The sequence below is a fragment of the Hallella multisaccharivorax DSM 17128 genome, from assembly GCF_000218235.1.
Taxonomy (GTDB): domain Bacteria; phylum Bacteroidota; class Bacteroidia; order Bacteroidales; family Bacteroidaceae; genus Prevotella; species Prevotella multisaccharivorax.
Map to the genome: position 1 here is coordinate 1,182,535 of NZ_GL945017.1, position 16,668 is coordinate 1,199,202.

The 16,668-nt window shown below is 49.2% G+C and carries 11 protein-coding genes; 2 read left to right on the top strand and 9 right to left on the bottom strand.

Annotated elements, in window-relative coordinates; translation table 11 throughout:
• Positions 1 to 46: 46 nt before the first annotated feature.
• Entirely contained in the window at positions 47 to 1,336 is a 1,290-nt protein-coding gene (serS, locus tag PREMU_RS05155; protein WP_007573645.1) for a serine--tRNA ligase, read from the bottom strand.
• Positions 1,337 to 1,960: 624 nt separating this feature from the next.
• On the opposite strand from serS, the gene ltrA reads away from it, so the two are divergent.
• Positions 1,961 to 3,406 carry a group II intron reverse transcriptase/maturase gene (gene ltrA / locus PREMU_RS05160; RefSeq protein WP_007572400.1) on the top strand — a complete coding sequence of 482 codons (1,446 nt, stop codon included), beginning with the start codon at positions 1,961 to 1,963 and terminating at the stop codon, positions 3,404 to 3,406.
• A 73-nt stretch (positions 3,407 to 3,479) separates the two neighbouring features.
• Here the strand turns inward: ltrA and PREMU_RS05165 are convergent, their stop codons facing one another.
• From PREMU_RS05165 to gap, 6 genes are all read right to left on the bottom strand, one after another.
• Positions 3,480 to 4,577: an OmpA family protein gene (locus tag PREMU_RS05165; protein ID WP_007573646.1), complete on the bottom strand. Its 1,098-nt coding sequence runs from the start codon at positions 4,575 to 4,577 to the stop codon at positions 3,480 to 3,482.
• 182 nt (positions 4,578 to 4,759) lie between these two features.
• Complete coding sequence (locus PREMU_RS05170) at positions 4,760 to 6,172, bottom strand: glutamate synthase subunit beta (protein ID WP_007573648.1); 1,413 nt, start codon at positions 6,170 to 6,172, stop codon at positions 4,760 to 4,762.
• Between the two features lie 175 nt (positions 6,173 to 6,347).
• Entirely contained in the window at positions 6,348 to 10,871 is a 4,524-nt protein-coding gene (gene gltB / locus PREMU_RS05175; RefSeq protein ID WP_007573650.1) for a glutamate synthase large subunit, read from the bottom strand.
• 208 nt (positions 10,872 to 11,079) lie between these two features.
• On the bottom strand, positions 11,080 to 11,655 hold the full coding sequence (locus tag PREMU_RS05180) for a sugar transferase (protein WP_007573651.1): 576 nt from the start codon (positions 11,653 to 11,655) through the stop codon (positions 11,080 to 11,082).
• Complete coding sequence (locus PREMU_RS05185; protein ID WP_007573653.1) at positions 11,652 to 12,761, bottom strand: glycosyltransferase family 4 protein; 1,110 nt, start codon at positions 12,759 to 12,761, stop codon at positions 11,652 to 11,654. Before PREMU_RS05185 ends, PREMU_RS05180 begins: the two co-directional genes overlap by 4 nt.
• A gap of 231 nt (positions 12,762 to 12,992) precedes the next feature.
• Complete coding sequence (gap, locus tag PREMU_RS05190; protein ID WP_007573655.1) at positions 12,993 to 14,030, bottom strand: type I glyceraldehyde-3-phosphate dehydrogenase; 1,038 nt, start codon at positions 14,028 to 14,030, stop codon at positions 12,993 to 12,995.
• A 232-nt stretch (positions 14,031 to 14,262) separates the two neighbouring features.
• Here gap and mscL point away from each other — a divergent pair, with 232 nt between their 5' ends.
• Positions 14,263 to 14,679 (top strand): large-conductance mechanosensitive channel protein MscL, encoded by a 417-nt coding sequence (gene mscL, locus PREMU_RS05195; RefSeq protein ID WP_007573657.1) that lies wholly within the window; start codon positions 14,263 to 14,265, stop codon positions 14,677 to 14,679.
• Between the two features lie 250 nt (positions 14,680 to 14,929).
• Here mscL and PREMU_RS15230 read toward each other — a convergent pair whose 3' ends face one another.
• The gene (locus PREMU_RS15230) at positions 14,930 to 15,082 is read right to left on the bottom strand and encodes a hypothetical protein (RefSeq protein ID WP_007573659.1); all 153 of its coding nucleotides are present in this window, start codon (positions 15,080 to 15,082) and stop codon (positions 14,930 to 14,932) included.
• A gap of 3 nt (positions 15,083 to 15,085) precedes the next feature.
• The gene (gene guaA, locus PREMU_RS05200) at positions 15,086 to 16,630 is read right to left on the bottom strand and encodes a glutamine-hydrolyzing GMP synthase (protein WP_007573660.1); all 1,545 of its coding nucleotides are present in this window, start codon (positions 16,628 to 16,630) and stop codon (positions 15,086 to 15,088) included.
• Between the last annotated feature and the right edge of the window lie 38 nt (positions 16,631 to 16,668).

Genomic DNA, 16,668 nt, shown 5'->3' on the forward strand with positions numbered 1-16,668 from the left:
GATATTGGCACCCCCAAGAAGCTGATAAAGATCTCTTAGTGAGGGGTTAGTCTATCTTGTCGTCAAGCATCTCGAATCCGCAGTAGGGCACGAGTACTTTCGGCACACGGATGCCCTCAGGAGTCTGGTTGTTCTCCAGGATGGTGGCAACGATACGGGGCAGCGCAAGTGCCGACCCGTTGAGAGTGTGGCAGAGCTCAATCCTCTTGTTGTCGGTACGGCGGAAGCGGCAGTGCAGGCGGTTGGCTTGATAACTCTCGAAGTTGCTGGTTGAACTTACTTCGAGCCAGCGTTTCTGTGCGGCCGACCAGGTCTCGAAATCGACGCAGATGCTTGAGGTGAAGCTCATGTCGCCTCCGCAGAGAAGCAGAAGATGGTAAGGGAGCTCTAATTTCTTGAGGAGGCCTTCCACATGGTCGAGCATCTCATGCCACGACTGGTAGGAATGCTCAGGGGTATCGATACGCACGATTTCCACTTTGTCGAACTGGTGGAGACGGTTGAGCCCGCGCACATCCTTACCGTAAGAGCCGGCTTCGCGGCGGAAGCAGGCAGAGTAAGCGCATCGCTTGATGGGCAGATCTTTCTCGTCGAGGATTTCGTCGCGGAAGAGATTGGTCACCGGAACCTCAGCTGTCGGGATGAGGAAGAGGTTGTCGAGGTTGGCGTGATACATCTGTCCTTCCTTGTCAGGGAGCTGGCCTGTGCCATATCCGGAAGCTTCGTTAACCATATAGGGGGGTTGGATCTCAACATAGCCGGCCTTGCGGGCCTCGTCGAGGAAGAAAGCTTCGAGCGCGCGTTGGAAACGTGCCATTTTGCCGATGTAAACGGGGAATCCCGCACCGGTGATCTTCACACCGAGGTCGAAGTCGACGAGATGGAACTTCTTTAACAGGTCCCAGTGGCAGAGTGCGCCTTCGGGTAGGTCGGGCTTTACGCCGCCCTCCTTGATGACTACGTTGCTGGAAGCGTCCTTTCCCTCAGGTACTTCATCGTTAGGGATATTGGGAATGTCAAGCAACTCATGGGTCATGTCATCCTGAGCTTTGTCATAAAGCTCTTGCAGGGCTTTGTCGTCGGCCTTGAGGTCAGCCACTTGCGTCTTGATTTTCTCGGCTTCGTCGCGCTTTCCTTCCTTCATCAGTCCGCCGATCTGCTTGGAGAGCTGGTTCTGCTGTTGCTTGTTGGAGTCAAGCTTCTGCTGCGCCTCGCGACGTATCTTGTCGTACTCGAGTACTTTTTCTACGGCCTCACGAGCATTGGGAAAGTGCTTTTTCTCCAATCCCTTCACTACGCGTTCGGTCTCCTCAGTGATGAGTTTTAATGTAAGCATAACGCTATCTGTGTTTTAAGTGTATTTTGTACTTGCAAAGTTACAAAGAAAATGTTACATAGATTATCTCATTAATTGTTTGTTTTATAAAAAAGGAACTTTATGCACAAATACATTCGCTCATTCTCGCTTTCTTGAGTGCTTATTCTTATGAGGCACGAAAAAAGGTGTGCCAGAATTCTGGCACACCTTTTTATAGTAGTATGCTCGGCATGAGTATTGTCTAACGGGTGCAAGTCCCGAGTAAGCCTTAATAGCGGGAATTACATAGCCAAAGGCAAGGGCGTCCATCGTGAGGTGGAATCTGAAAGAAGCCGGCGGCAAACATCTGACCTAACGAACAGAAACTTCATACAAGGCATATGACCGTGGGTAAGGTTGCTAAACAAATCAAAGCCCTATAGCTATTCGGAACGGTTGGTGTAAATGAAGTGGGTATAAGATGGAAAGACAATGCCCTTATCCGAGGAGGTCTCACGGACACTTCAAATAGTTTTTTTTACGAAAGAAGTGGAGTAAAGCTTGCCGTGAGAAGTCAGCAGACGCCATAGTAGTGCAATACTCGATAACGTTGCATGAAGGGCTGAACCTAACAATCAAGCGATAGTAATTGAAACATACCTCATGAAGGAAAGAATGCAGAAAACATTATCCCAAGTTAATGGCTGCCCCCAAAGAGATAGGTCGGAAACCGAATGGTATGGGGGAGTGCAGACCTACATGTGGATGTGTGAAGACAACATCGTGGAAGTACCATTCGACAAGGAACACCTTTTCGAGCAAATCCTTAGCCCTTCAAATCTCAACCGAGCCTACAAGGCAGTTATGAGAAACAAAGGCTGTGGTGGTATCGACAAGATGTCGTGTGAGCAGTTGCTCCCATGGCTATTGACCAATAAGGACTTGCTCATCCGTTCCTTGATGGACGGCTCTTACCGTCCAAACCCAGTGAAAAGGGTAGAAATACCCAAAGACAATGGCAAGATGCGCCTGTTGGGAATACCTACAGTAGTAGACCGTTTGGTGCAACAAGCCATAAACCAAGTATTGACCCCCATCTATGAGAACCAATTTTCCAAGACGAGCTACGGCTTCCGTCCGAGAAGAGGATGCCATGACGCAATACGAGGAGCGCAAAGTATAATTAATGAAGGCTACATATATGTAGTAGACCTTGACCTTGAACGCTTCTTCGATACCGTGAGCCATAGCAAACTCATAGAAATTCTCAGCCGTACGATAAAAGACGGCAGAGTGGTCAGTCTTATACACAAATATCTCCGAAGTGGTGTAATGAACAAAGGCTTGTTTGAAGCGAGCGAAGAGGGAACTCCCCAAGGAGGACCGCTAAGTCCGTTGTTGAGTAACATCATACTCAACGAATTGGACAAAGAACTTGAACGCAGAGGGCTTCCCTTTGTACGCTATGCCGATGACTCGATGATATTCTGTAAGTCCAAAAGGGCTGCAATGCGAGTGAAGGAGTCTATAACCCGATTTATAGAAAATGTTCTATATCTCAGAGTCAACAAGGAAAAGACCGTAGTGTCGTATGTACGTGGAGTGAAATATCTGGGCTACTCCTTTTATGTGATGAAAGGCAAATGCCAACTCACTGTGCACCCAAAATCCAAAGCCAAGATGAAGTCAAGGTTGAAAGAACTGACAAGTCGCAGCAATGGATGGGGATATGCCAAGAGAAAGCAAAAGCTGAAAGAATACATAAGAGGGTGGGTTGGCTATTATCACCTTGCCAATATGAAGCGTCTCTTGCTTGAAACAGACGAATGGTTAAGACGTAGAATACGCATGTGTATATGGAAAGCTTGGAAGAAAGTCAAGACAAAAGTGGCAAACCTCATTAGATGTGGTATTAATAAATACCAAGCATACGAATGGGGTAATACTCGTAAGGGTTATTGGCATATAGCTAATAGTCCTATTTTAGCAACTGCAATAAGTAACAACAATCTACGTGCAGCAGGGTATGCTACTTTAATGGGGACGTATCTCGAATGGCACCCCAAAATAGGAACCGCCGTATGCGGGACCGCATGTACGGTGGTGTGAGAGGTCGGAAAACGAAAGTAGGAAGAAAACTACTTCGTTTTCCTCCTACTCGATTAGTATTAGTCTTGCTGTTTTACCTGATGTAAACTACGGCCAAACGGTTAGAGGTAACACCCTGTACACCCTGCCCCGTAGCACTGTCAACGATGACACCGCGTGACTTCAAGTAATTGGCAACGACATCGGCACGAGCCTGAGACAGGCGGTCGTTGAGAGCCTTAGGACCTTCCGGAGAAGCGGTTCCTACAATCTCAACATGGCTGCCGCTCTTGATGTTGTTCAGAGCCTTCTTCATGCTGGACACCAGTGTAGACTTACCCTGCTGGAAGGTAACGAAGAAGAGGTTGTCGATGCGGACAGTATGAGTCTCTGTGGTTGTCTTCTCTACAGGAACCTCCTTGACAACTTCCTTGATCACCTCCTTTGGCTTCCGTGCCAATTGAGCGCGGAGGTCATTGATCTCGTCGTTCAGCGGAGTAAGGTCGATCTTCTTGAAGTTGTGAGTACCATTAGAGGTCTTGAACTTGTAATTGACACCAGCCTGCAATGCCAGCTGAGCGGTACGCTTGTCCATCTGAACTGCATCGAGAGGACCGTGGGTCAGATTCCAGTAAACAGCAGGCTCAATGTATACCTGCCAAGGCTTGCTGGCGCCACCGAGATTCCATGTGAAAGTCATGGATGTCTTTGCAGAGAGATCATCATCATCGCCGAGGTTACCTTTTGCGTTGATGTTGTTCTTATCGCCAAAGTACCGCGTCCATCCGAGACCCAGCTCAGAACCTAACTCGAACACCTTATCCTCATTATAGCCGAGGAAGAGGTTTGTCCAGTTGATGGTACCATTGAGTCCGAGATTGAACGTCTTGACGAAAGTCTTTGAGTCAAGAACCATCTTCTTGTCATGTATCTGAGCCATGATACTGTTTTGACCGAAGTTAACGAGGCCTTCAAAGTTCGCACCAAAGACAGGAGAGAAGTTCTTACCTAACTTCAGTCCGAAGTTGGGGTTAAGAGGGAATGTGTGATTAAAAGTCAGAGGCGTTGAAGCGCCAATCTTGGCACCGAGGTACCAATTGTCTGTGAATGTAGCTTTCTCTAAGCCGCTCTGAGCATTGGCACTACCAATGCCTAAGGCGACGAAAGCAACTGCTAAAAGAGTTTTCTTCATAGTGTTAATAATATAATGTTCAAATTCTTCGGCAAAGTTAACCGTTTTTTTTCTAACAGTTGTCACTTTTTGAGAAAAAAAACAATCTATTTTGCTAAATTCTTGATTTATATTAGGTATATAAGAAGATAGGGCACCCGTTGAGCACCCTATCGCTGCCAGAATATAAATTGATAGGTCCGTTACTTTCTCAAGTAATTATCCACTGTGGCAGCCACTTGTCTTCCGCTTGCTAAGGCGCGCACCACTAAGCTTGCGCCGTTAGCGGCATCGCCTGCCACAAATACGTTTTGTGGGTATTCCATGGGTTGCGGCCTGAGAAATCCCATAGCCAGCAATACCAGGTCGGCCTTGATGATCTCAGGTGCTTTAGCGGGTTTTATGAGAGGCCGGCCACCATTGGGATTGGGCTCCCATGCGATTTTCTGTACCTTTACGCCGGTCACTTTGCCGTTCTTTCCGAGAAATTCCAGAGAGTTGATGTTCCATCTGCGGATGCATCCTTCCTCGTGGGCAAAGCTGGTCTTGAGAGTACGCGGCCAGTTAGGCCACGGATTCTTCGGATCGTCGGGGCCATCCACGGGCTTAGGCATGATTTCTATCTGCGTGACGCTCTTTGAACCTTGACGGTGTGCTGTGCCGATGCAGTCGGACCCTGTATCGCCACCGCCAATGACGAGCACGTCTTTTCCTTTGGCATTGACAAGCTGATCTTTGGTGAACTCCTCGCCCATGAGCACGCGGTTTTGTTGTGAGAGCATCTCTAAGGCGAAATATACGCCCTTCAGTTCACGCCCGGGGATTTTGAGGTCACGCGCCTGTGGTGTACCCGTGCAGATGATCACGGCGTCGAACTGCTTGGACAGTTGTTCGATGGTTGTCTTCTTTGTGTTTTCAAGCGTATTGTCGTTCTGAATACACAGCGGTTCTGTGGGATTGACAGGTACGAGCATCACGCCAAATTCAAATTTGATATCTTCTTGCTGGAGAATGCCTATCTTCCGGTCAATGATAGCTTTATTAAGCTTAAAGTTGGGGATGCCGAAGCGGAGCAGGCCACCGGCATCTTCACGAGCATCCATTACGGTGACTTCGTAGCCTTTCTGATTGAGTTGTGTAGCGACGCTCAGTCCGGCAGGGCCAGCTCCTACCACCGCAACTTTTTTCCCATTGCGTGTAGGGATATGTGGGCGGACGAAATCCTCGTTGTAAGCGTGCTCAATGATGGCGGCTTCATTCTCACGAATCGTAGTTGGTTTATGCTCCATCAGGTTGAGGACACAAGCCTTCTCGCAGAGTGCCGGACACACACGACCTGTAAACTCGGGAAAGTCGTTGGTCTCAGAAAGAAGTTCGTAGGCAAGTTTCCAGTCTCCTTTATATAAGGCGTCATTCCATTCCGGCATCTTATTGTGCAGAGGGCATGCCCAATGGCAGAAGGGGACGCCGCAGTCCATGCAACGGCCGGCCTGCAGCTGCCGGTCGCGGGAGTTAAGTGTTTGCTCCACCTCTCCGAAATCGTGTATTCTATCGTGTATAGGACGGTAGCCGGCTTCTTTGCGGTCTACCTCCAAAAAACCTCTTGGATTTCCCATTTTATTAAAGTGAAAAGGTAAAAAGGTAAAAAAGTAAAAGACTTACGACGATGACTTTTAACCTTATTTACTTTTATTTGTTGTTATAATCTTGTAAGTTTTGTTGTCAGGACTAACCGTATTGGTTGAAAGGCAAGCTAAATAAAGTAGTTGACAATTGCCTTGTATCCTGTTCTTAGTAGTCCCGCTGTATGTCAGAAATCTTCTGTTGGAGCTTCTTAACCTGCTCTTCCTGCAATACGCGCTTATATTCGATGGGCACCACTTGAATGAAGTCTTCAATGTAGCGATTCCAGTCGTCGAGCATGGTGCGCGCGAGCTTGGAGCCTGTATAGAGGTAGTGCTGACGGATAAGTTCATGGAGCTCTTTGCGGTAGGTGGTCTCCTCCACGAGGTTGATCTCCACCATGCCCATATTGCAATAGTAGTCGAAATTGTGATCTTTGTCCCAAACGTAAGCGACACCTCCCGACATGCCGGCTGCGAAATTCCGTCCCGTCTTTCCTAAGACAACGACACGTCCGCCCGTCATGTATTCACAGCAGTGGTCGCCCGCACCTTCCACAACGGCAATGGCGCCGGAGTTTCTGACAGCAAAGCGCTCGCCAACTTTGCCGTTGACATAAAGTTCGCCGGTGGTGGCACCGTAGAGGCCGGTGTTTCCAGCGATGATATTGTCTTCAGCATTGAAGTTAGAGCGGATGGGCGGTAGAATACTGATACGGCCGCCGGAGAGACCTTTGGCAAAATAGTCATTGGTCTCGCCTTCTAACTTAAAGTTGACACCGCGGATGAGGAATGCACCGAAACTCTGTCCGGCAGACCCTTTGAAGCGTACATTGATGGTGTCGCCGGGCAGACCTTCTTCACCATACTTCTCGGCGACGATACCTGAGAGCATGGCTCCTACGGCCCGATTAGTGTTGTGGATAGCAAAGTCAAGGTTTACTTCTTCCTTATCTTGAATAGACTTTTGTGCACCGGCAATGATCTGTTGGTCAAGGAGGTTGGTGAGCTCATGATCTTGAGTCTTTGTGCAGTAAAGGCTTGTATCTCCCGTCTCTTTTCTCTCCATGCACGTGAAGTCAAGGCTATCCCATTTTGCTTTTACTTGTGGAAGGACGGGTGCCCAAATCTTCGAGGTGTCACGTTTAATGAGCAGCTCGGTATGACCTACTATATCATTGAGAGTAGTGAATCCCATTTCGGCAAGGTACTCGCGGACATGCTGTGCCAGAAAGGTGAAGTAGTTGATGACGTAATGGTAGTCTCCGCGGAAATGCTTGCGCAATCGCTCGTCTTGTGTTGCCACGCCCATGGGGCAAGTGTTGGAGGAGCATTTGCGCATCATAACGCAACCGAGGGTAATAAGAGGTGCCGTGCCGAATCCAAACTCCTCAGCGCCAAGCAGTGCCATGATGATGACATCACGTGCTGACTTCATCTGTCCGTCAACTTGTAGCCGTGTAAGCGATCGCAGCCCATTCTTAACAAGCGTCTGTTGTGTCTCGGCCACGCCAATCTCAGGTGATATTCCGGCGAAGCGCATGGATGAAGCAGGACTGGCCCCCGTACCACCTTCAGCACCGGAGATGACAACAAGGTCGGCTTTCGCTTTGACAACGCCGGCTGCAATGGTGCCCACGCCGCTTTCAGCGACGAGCTTGACGCTGATGGCAGCCTTGGGGTTTACGTTCTTCAGATCGAAGATAAGCTGTTTCAGATCTTCAATAGAATAGATGTCATGATGAGGCGGAGGCGAGATGAGTGAGATTCCAGGAATAGAGTTGCGGGTCTTGGCGATGATTTCGTTGACTTTGAAGCCTGGAAGCTGCCCACCCTCGCCGGGCTTAGCACCTTGTGCGACCTTAATTTGTATTTCTTCTGCGTTGACAAGGTATTCTGTTGTGACGCCGAAACGTCCCGATGCCACCTGTTTGGTCTTTGAGGAAAGGCTGATGCCATCCACCTCCGTATGATAACGAGAGTTGTCTTCGCCACCCTCACCGGTGTTGGAGCGTGTACCCAAGGCATTCATGGCAAGGCAAAGAGCCTCGTGAGCTTCAGCTGAGAGAGCGCCGAACGACATGGCACCAGTGACGAAATGCTTGACGATCTTTTCCACCGGCTCTACTTTCTCAATGTCTATAGGGCTACGTTTCCAGTCAAGGAAGTCGCGGAGGAAGAGTGGTTCCGGTTTGTTGTCAACAAGATTCTCAAACTTTTTGAAGGTTTCGTAGTTGCCGGTACGAGTGGCCAATTGTAACGTCGCAATGGTTTCAGGGTTCCATGCATGCTTGATGCCATTGTAGCGCCAATGGAATTGTCCAAGGTTGGGCAGCGGAGACTCTACGTTGGAGTGCTCTTTCTTGATGGCTCGCTTGTGGTAGGCTTCAGCATCGCGGGCAATAGTGTCCAGGCCGATTCCGCCGACGGTACTGGTCTCTGTGCCGAAATAGGTACGAAGTAATCCCTCGGATAGACCGATAGCCTCGAAAATCTGGGCGCCACGATAGGAGCGGATGGTAGAAATGCCCATCTTTGCCATAATTTTCAACAGTCCTTTCTTGACTGCGTTGATGTAGTTGGCTTCAGCGGTAGCGTAGTTTTCTTGTATCTTCCTTTTTTTCACCAGGTCGTCGAGAATGGCATAGACCATGTATGGACAGAGGGCAGAAGCTCCGTATCCGAGTAATAATGCGGCATGCATCACCTCACGAATCTCACCACTCTCAACGATCAGAGCAGTCTGTACGCGTTTTCCTACATTGATAAGGTAATGGTGAACGGCACTGACAGCAAGGAGTGACGGTATGGCCACATGGTCATTGTCGACGTCACGGTCGGAAAGAATGATATAGTTAAACCCATCATCGACACTTTGCTCAGCGTCGTGGCAGAGCTTGTCAATGGCCTCACGCAGCGCTTCACCCGGATGTTCCGCATCTGCAGCGGCAGGCTTGAAAGTAATACTTAGCTTGCGTGTATTGAAACCTTTGTAGCGGATATTTTGTAGAATGTCGAGCTGGCTGTTTGTCAGGATAGGGTGAGGCAAGCGTACCATTTTGCAGTTGGTCTCGTTGGGATTGAGAATACCTGTCCCTACACGTCCAATATACTCTGCCAAGCTCATGACGAGCTGCTCACGAATGGAGTCAATGGCCGGGTTGGTGACTTGAGCAAACTGCTGGCGGAAATAGTTGAAGAAGATTTGCGGCTGGTCAGAGAGTACTGCCAAAGGAGTGTCGTTGCCCATTGATGCCGTTGGCTCCTGTCCTTTGATAGCCATCGGAATCAGTGTGTCGCTGATGTCTTCCTCGCCGAATCCGAATCCCATTTCTTTCGCTTCAAGGTCCTCTACGGCGTTGCTAACCTTGCGTCCGGTGTGGATCTTCTCCAACTGAATGCGGTTGGTGTTGAGCCATTGATGATAAGGATGCTCATGTGCCAGCTGGTCCTTGATCTCTCCATCGTAGTAGATTTTGCCTTCTTTAGTGTCGATCAGCAGTATCTTTCCAGGCTGGAGCCTTCCCTTTTCGGCAATTACAGTGGGATCGAAGTCCATGACGCCAACCTCTGAAGCCACGACCATTGTGCCAGTCTTCGTGATGGTGTATCGCGCTGGTCGCAGACCGTTGCGGTCGAGCATGCCACCGGCAAAGCGACCGTCAGAGAAGAGTAGGGCTGCAGGACCGTCCCATGGCTCCATGAGGATGGAATGGTATTCATAGAATGCCTTGATGTCCTCAGAGATGGGATTCTTGTCGTTGAAACTCTCCGGCACCATGATGCTCAGGGCTTTTGGCAGTGACATGCCATTCATGACAAAGAATTCGAACACATTGTCCAAGCTTGCTGAGTCGCTCATGTTGGGTTGGATGATGGGCGAGATGTCGTGAATGTCGCCCAAGGCCTCCGATGAGAGGACGGCTTCACGTGCTTTCATCCAAGAGCGGTTGCCACGAATGGTGTTGATTTCACCATTATGCGCCAACAAGCGGAAAGGCTGTGCCAGCGACCATGTGGGGAACGTGTTTGTAGAGAAGCGGCTGTGTACCAAGGCAAGCCCGCTTGTGAAGTAACTGTTGGTGAGGTCGGGGTAGTATTGGCGAAGCTGCAGACTTGACAGCATGCCCTTATATACAATGTTCTTACTTGACAGTGAGCAAATGTAGAAGTCCTTGTCTTGTATGCGGCGCTCGATTCTCTTTCTGATGAGATAAAGCATGCGATCGAAGATGGGCACTTTGTCATCGGGCACCCCCGTAATAAATACTTGCTTGATAGCCGGTTCTGACTCTGCGGCTGCCTCGCCAAGGCAGTCGGGATTCGTCGGGACTGTGCGCAGGTGCATCAACTGCAGTCCCTCGCGCTCTATCTCCTCGATCATAATAGAGAGTATCTCCTGCTGCCGCTTCTCATCTTTAGGCAGGAATATGAGTCCGGTGCCGTATTTTCCCTTCTCAGGAACAGGGATACCTTGTAAAAGAATAAACTCATGGGGAATTTGCAGCAGGATGCCGGCACCATCACCAGTCTTGCCATCGGCACCCTCGGCACCGCGGTGACGCAGGTTCTCTAAGACCTTGAGGGCATCGTCTACCAGCTGGTGACTTTTACCACCATGGATGTTCACTACCATTCCTACGCCACAAGCGTCATGTTCGTAGGAACTGTTGTACAGCCCATTTGTTTGCATTTGCTATTGTTTTTGTATTTTACCTATCAATTCGTTTGCAAAATTAAGCAAATATACACTAAATGTAAAATAATACCGCTATTTTATTTACCCCTTATCCATATTTTAACACTTCAGTGATAATTTGAAAGTGAATCTATGTAGAAAATAGTGGTATGAAAGCTGTTAATTGGTGTTCTTCTATCGATTTGTTATTTATGGCCGGTTATTAGAACACTTTGCCTGATATGATATTGGTGAACGTCGTGAAAAGAATCTTACAGTCCATCCACAGGGAATGATGATGCAGATAATGAAGGTCGAAATTGAGACGGCAGAGCATTTTCTCCATCGTATCGGCATATCCATTTTTCAATGTGGCATAGCTTGTCACTCCGGGACGCAGCTGGTAAAGTTCTGAATACCTTGCATCGTATTGGCTGATTTTGTCTATATAATATCTTCGTTCTGGTCTCGGCCCGACAAACGCCATGTCACCTTTCAATACATTCCACAGTTGTGGCAATTCATCAAGATGGTGCTTTCGCAGCATTGCGCCAATCCTTGTTAATCTTGGGTCGTTGGGCCTTTCCACTAATTGGGGGATGCCACCATCTTCCGCATCATTCTTCATGGTCCGGAATTTATAGATTTGAAAGGGGTTCCCATAACGGCCTATACGCTCCTGACGGTAGATGACAGGCAGACCGTCCTCCCTACGGATGGCAAAGGCGCATAGAGCCATCAGCGGGGAAAACAAGACAAGGCTGAAGAGAGCCAATATGAAGTCGGCGACGCGTTTCATGCTGTTTGCTGTGGGTTGGCGGCGTCAGCCTTTCTGTGGGAGGTGGCAAGGTTGATCACGGTGTTGAACACAGCGTACATGGAGATGTCGACTAATAAGGTGATGGTGGGGTCAACCATATCTGTCAGGATAACATTCGTGGCTATGAAGAGGAGTTGGAGAGCAATGAGGCAGACGAGGGCCTGATGCTGGCTCAATCCGCATGCAATGAGTTTGTGGTGGATATGCTTCTTGTCGGGACTGAATGGAGAGCGCCCCTGGAGAATACGAAAGAAAAATACACGCACTACATCAAGACAGGGTAAGGCCAACAATGTCCATGCCAACACCATCCGGTCGGGGTTATAAGGCATTCGTGGCGTGTTCATGGAGAGCTTGACGGCAAGGAAACCAAGAATGAACCCTAAGCTGAGACTACCAGAATCGCCCATAAAAATCTTATGCTGTTTTGCTACGCTGCCGAAGATATTGAAGTAAAGATAAGAGATCAGTACTCCGGCCAATGCGGCAATCATCACGCAGTAAAAAGTAAGATGTTCGATATGGAAACAGATCAAGTAGCCAGTCAGGGCTATGCAGGAAAGTGAGCCGGACAGTCCGTCAATGCCATCAATAAGGTTGATGGCATTGCAGCAAAATACGAGTACCAGCACCGTGAGAGGCGCACCTGCCGAGTAGGGGATGGTGTAAATACCGAACAGCCCATAAAGATTGTTGATGTAGAGGTTGGACGCTGGAATTAATATTATGGCAAGTGTCTCAATGACGAACTTGGTGGTAGCGTTGAGCCCAATCAGATCATCAACAAATCCTGTAAAGTAAATGACAAATAGTGCAATGCAGAAATAGACAGACCATAGACTGATGTGGATTTCCCTATTACTTCCTGAGTTTATCAAGAACAGCACAAAGACGAAAACGAGCAGCATCACCGGTACAAAAGAAATGCCACCAAGCCTTGGTGTGGGGTTATGATGTAGCTTCCTGCTATTGGGAAAATCGTATAGATTCTTTTTCAGGCAGAACTTGATGATGAGCGGTATAGCGATAAAACCGCATATCATGCTGATTAGCATAGTTCCTACATAATACAGAATTTCCTGCATGACTCTTCATTCACTTTATTATTAAAATGCAATAAGTCGCTGAATATTGCACTGGCGGGGGAGTTTTTTTTCGATTGCTTAAGGATCTGTTTATTCGATGAGTGAACAGAAGTCTGTATGCTGGAAAGCTGACAGGCTTAAAGCAGGCTGGCACAATGCTAAAAAAAGCCGTCCGGTACACGACCGGACGGCTCCACATATCTTTTTTTAATAGATGTGTAAGCAGTGGCATTACTTCAGCTCAGCGAAGAACTTGATAGTACGGACCATCTGAGAAGTGTAAGAGTTCTCATTGTCGTACCAGCTGACTACCTGCACCTCGTAAGTATCGTCGTCTACCTTGACAACCATTGTCTGAGTAGCGTCGAAGAGAGAACCGTAGCGCATGCCGAGGATATCAGAAGAAACGATTTCCTCTTCGTTGTAACCGAAGCTCTCGTTAGCCTCAGCCTTCATGGCAGCGTTGACACTCTCAACAGTGACGTTCTTACCCTTAACGATAGCGTAGAGCAGGGTGGTAGAACCGTCTGGCACAGGCACGCGTTGTGCGGCACCGATGAGCTTACCGTTCAGCTCAGGAAGAACGAGACCGATGGCCTTGGCAGCACCGGAAGAAGCAGGAGTGATGTTGCAAGCACCTGCACGGCTGCGACGAAGGTTGCCCTTGCGCTGAGGACCGTCGAGAATCATCTGGTCGCCTGTGTAAGCGTGGATGGTCTGCATGATACCAGCCTGGATGGGATACTTGTCGTTCAGAGCCTTAGCCATAGGAGCAAGGCAGTTGGTTGTGCAGGAAGCGGCGGAGATAATCTGGTCGTCCTTTGTCAGCGTATCGTTGTTAACGTTGAAGACGATGGTCTTCAGGTCGTTACCTGCGGGAGCAGAGATGACAACTTTCTTGGCACCGGCCTTCAGGTGAGCAGAAGCCTTTTCCTTGGATGTGTAGAAGCCTGTGCACTCGAGGACAACATCCACGTTGTTGGCAGCCCAAGGGCAGTTGGCAGCATCCTTCTCGGCAGAGATCTTGATCTCTTTGCCATCGACGATGATAGAGTTCTCTGTGGCCTCTACAGTGTGCTTCTTCTCGCCACCGATGATGCCTTGATATCCACCGTGTGTGGTGTCATACTTCAGGAGCTGAGCCAGCATCTTCGGGCTGGTCAGGTCGTTGATAGCAACGACTTCATAGCCAGGAGCTGCGAACATCTGGCGGAAAGCAAGACGGCCGATACGACCGAAACCATTGATAGCTACTTTTACGTTTGCCATTTTACTTATTGTTTATAAAGGGTTATAAAATATATTCGTATGAACTTTTCTTCTCTTCCGGTTGCAAAGATACAATATATTTTCTAATTTTGCAGTTGGTATGAGTATTAAATAATATAAAAAAACAGATTACCTGCCCATAAGTGTGCTTTGCTGGCGATGGTGGGTTCGTGTGTGCAATATCTACTTTGCAATTGGGTGTGTAAGCATTACATTAATCAATATAATATCTATGAGTAAATTTTTAGAGGATTTCAAGGCGTTTGCCGTGAAAGGCAATGCTGTTGACATGGCTGTCGGTGTGATCATCGGCGGTGCTTTCGGGAAAATTGTAAGCAGTATCGTAGACGACATCATCATGCCACCCATCGGTTGGCTCATCGGTGGCGTGAATTTCTCTGATCTTAAGGTTACGCTGCCGGCAGTTGATATTCCGGGTGTGGAGAAGATGACTGCGGCCACCATCAACTACGGAAACTTCATCCAGACGCTGATTGATTTTATCATCATTGCTTTCTGTGTCTTTCTGTTGGTCAAGGCCATCGGCAAGTTGTCGCGCAAAAAGGAGGAAGCTCCTGCTGCTCCACCCGCGCCCTCTAGGGAGGAGGTGCTGCTCACTGAGATACGCGATCTGCTGAAAGAAAAATAATAATAAATGATGGATAGTGGTTTCATCAATGCTATCCCATAATGTCCCGGCATCGCGTCAACGGTGTAAAGGCATCGCGTCAACGGTGTAAAGGCATCGCGTCAACGGTGTAAAGGCATCGCGTCAACGGTGTAAAGGCATCGCGTCAACAGTGTAAAGGCAATGCGTTAACGGTGTAATGGCATTGCGTAGATAATGAAAAATAGGGAAAGACAGAGTTTTGTTTGTCTTTCCCTATTTTTGAAAGGGATTATTTGCGGATATAGTCTTTTGATACCAGATCGTAATAGAGCGATTCCAGTTCGCCGAGAGTGAGCTTCTCTATGCTGTGCTCAATGGTGCGGATCAGCTCATCGCGTCGGGCGGCATTGTCGCTGTCGAAGGAAGTGAAGACTTTGTTCATGGCTTACTCCCATTCGATGGTCGATGGCGGTTTTGAGGAGATGTCGTAGCATACGCGGTTCACTCCCTTGACTTTGCGGATGATCTCGTTGGAGACATCAGCCAGGAAGTCGTAGGGCAGATGTGCCCAGTCGGCTGTCATGGCATCCATCGAAGTGACGGCACGCAGTGCCACGGGGTGCTCGTAGGTGCGCTCATCGCCCATCACTCCCACTGAGCGGATGGTGGAGAGCAGCACGGTACCGGCCTGCCAGACGTGGTCGTAGAGTGAGGTGCCATCGGGCATGGTGTAGTCGTGCATCTTCTCTATGTATATGTCATCGGCGTCCTGCAGGATGCGCACCTTTTCGCGGGTGATGTCTCCGAGGATGCGTACGGCGAGGCCCGGACCAGGGAAGGGGTGGCGCTTGATGAGTCGCTCAGGCATTTTCAGCTCATAGCCTACGCGGCGCACTTCGTCTTTGAAGAGCCATTTCAGTGGCTCGCAGAGCTGTAGCTTCATCTCTTTGGGCAGTCCGCCGACATTGTGGTGGCTCTTGATGGTCATGCCCGTGATGCTGAGGCTCTCGATGCGGTCGGGATAGATGGTGCCCTGGGCTAACCATTTGGCATCGGTGATCTTCTTGGCTTCCGCGTTGAACACCTCTACAAAGTCGCGACCGATGATCTTGCGCTTTTGTTCGGGGTCGGAGACGCCCTCTAAGTCTTTGAAGAACTTCTCGCTGGCATCCACGCCGATAACGTTAAGTCCAAGCCCATTGTAAGCTTCCATTACCTTGTTGAACTCGTTTTTGCGCAGCATACCGTGGTCGACGAAGATACACGTGAGGTTCTTACCGATGGCACGGTGGAGCAGCGTGGCGCAGACGGAGGAATCGACGCCGCCTGAGAGCCCAAGGATGACGCGGCCGTTGCCTACCTGCTCGCGCAGCTCCCTGACGGTGCTTTTCACAAACGAGGCGGGGCTCCACTCCTGACGGCTGCCGCAAATATCGACGACAAAGTTTTTGAGCAGTTGCCTGCCTTGCAGCGTGTGATAGACCTCGGGATGGAACTGCACGCACCATACGCGGTCGCGATCGTTGGCAAAAGCGGCGTATTTCACGTCGGCCGTTGACCCGATGACATGATAGCTCTCAGGGATGTGAGTGATGGTGTCGCCATGGCTCATCCACACCTGCGAGCCTTTCTCGAAACCGTGGAAGATGGGCGACTGTGTGTCGATGGTCTCTAAGTTGGCACGGCCATATTCGCGGGTGCCTGTCTGTTCGACACTGCCTCCGAGCGTATAGCTGATGAACTGGGCACCGTAACAGATACCAAGCACAGGGTAATGCCCGATGATCTCGGCGAGGTCTACCTTAAAGGCTTGCTTGTCGTGGACAGAATAAGGGCTGCCGCTGAGGATGACTCCGATGACCGAGGAATCGTCTTTTGGGAACTTGTTGTAAGGCAGAATCTCACAGAAGGTGTCCAACTCGCGTACACGCCGCCCGATGAGCTGTGTGGTCTGCGAACCGAAATCGAGGATAATGATTTTCTGTTGCATATATGAATAATGTTGGATGGACTTTAATTGGCTTGGGC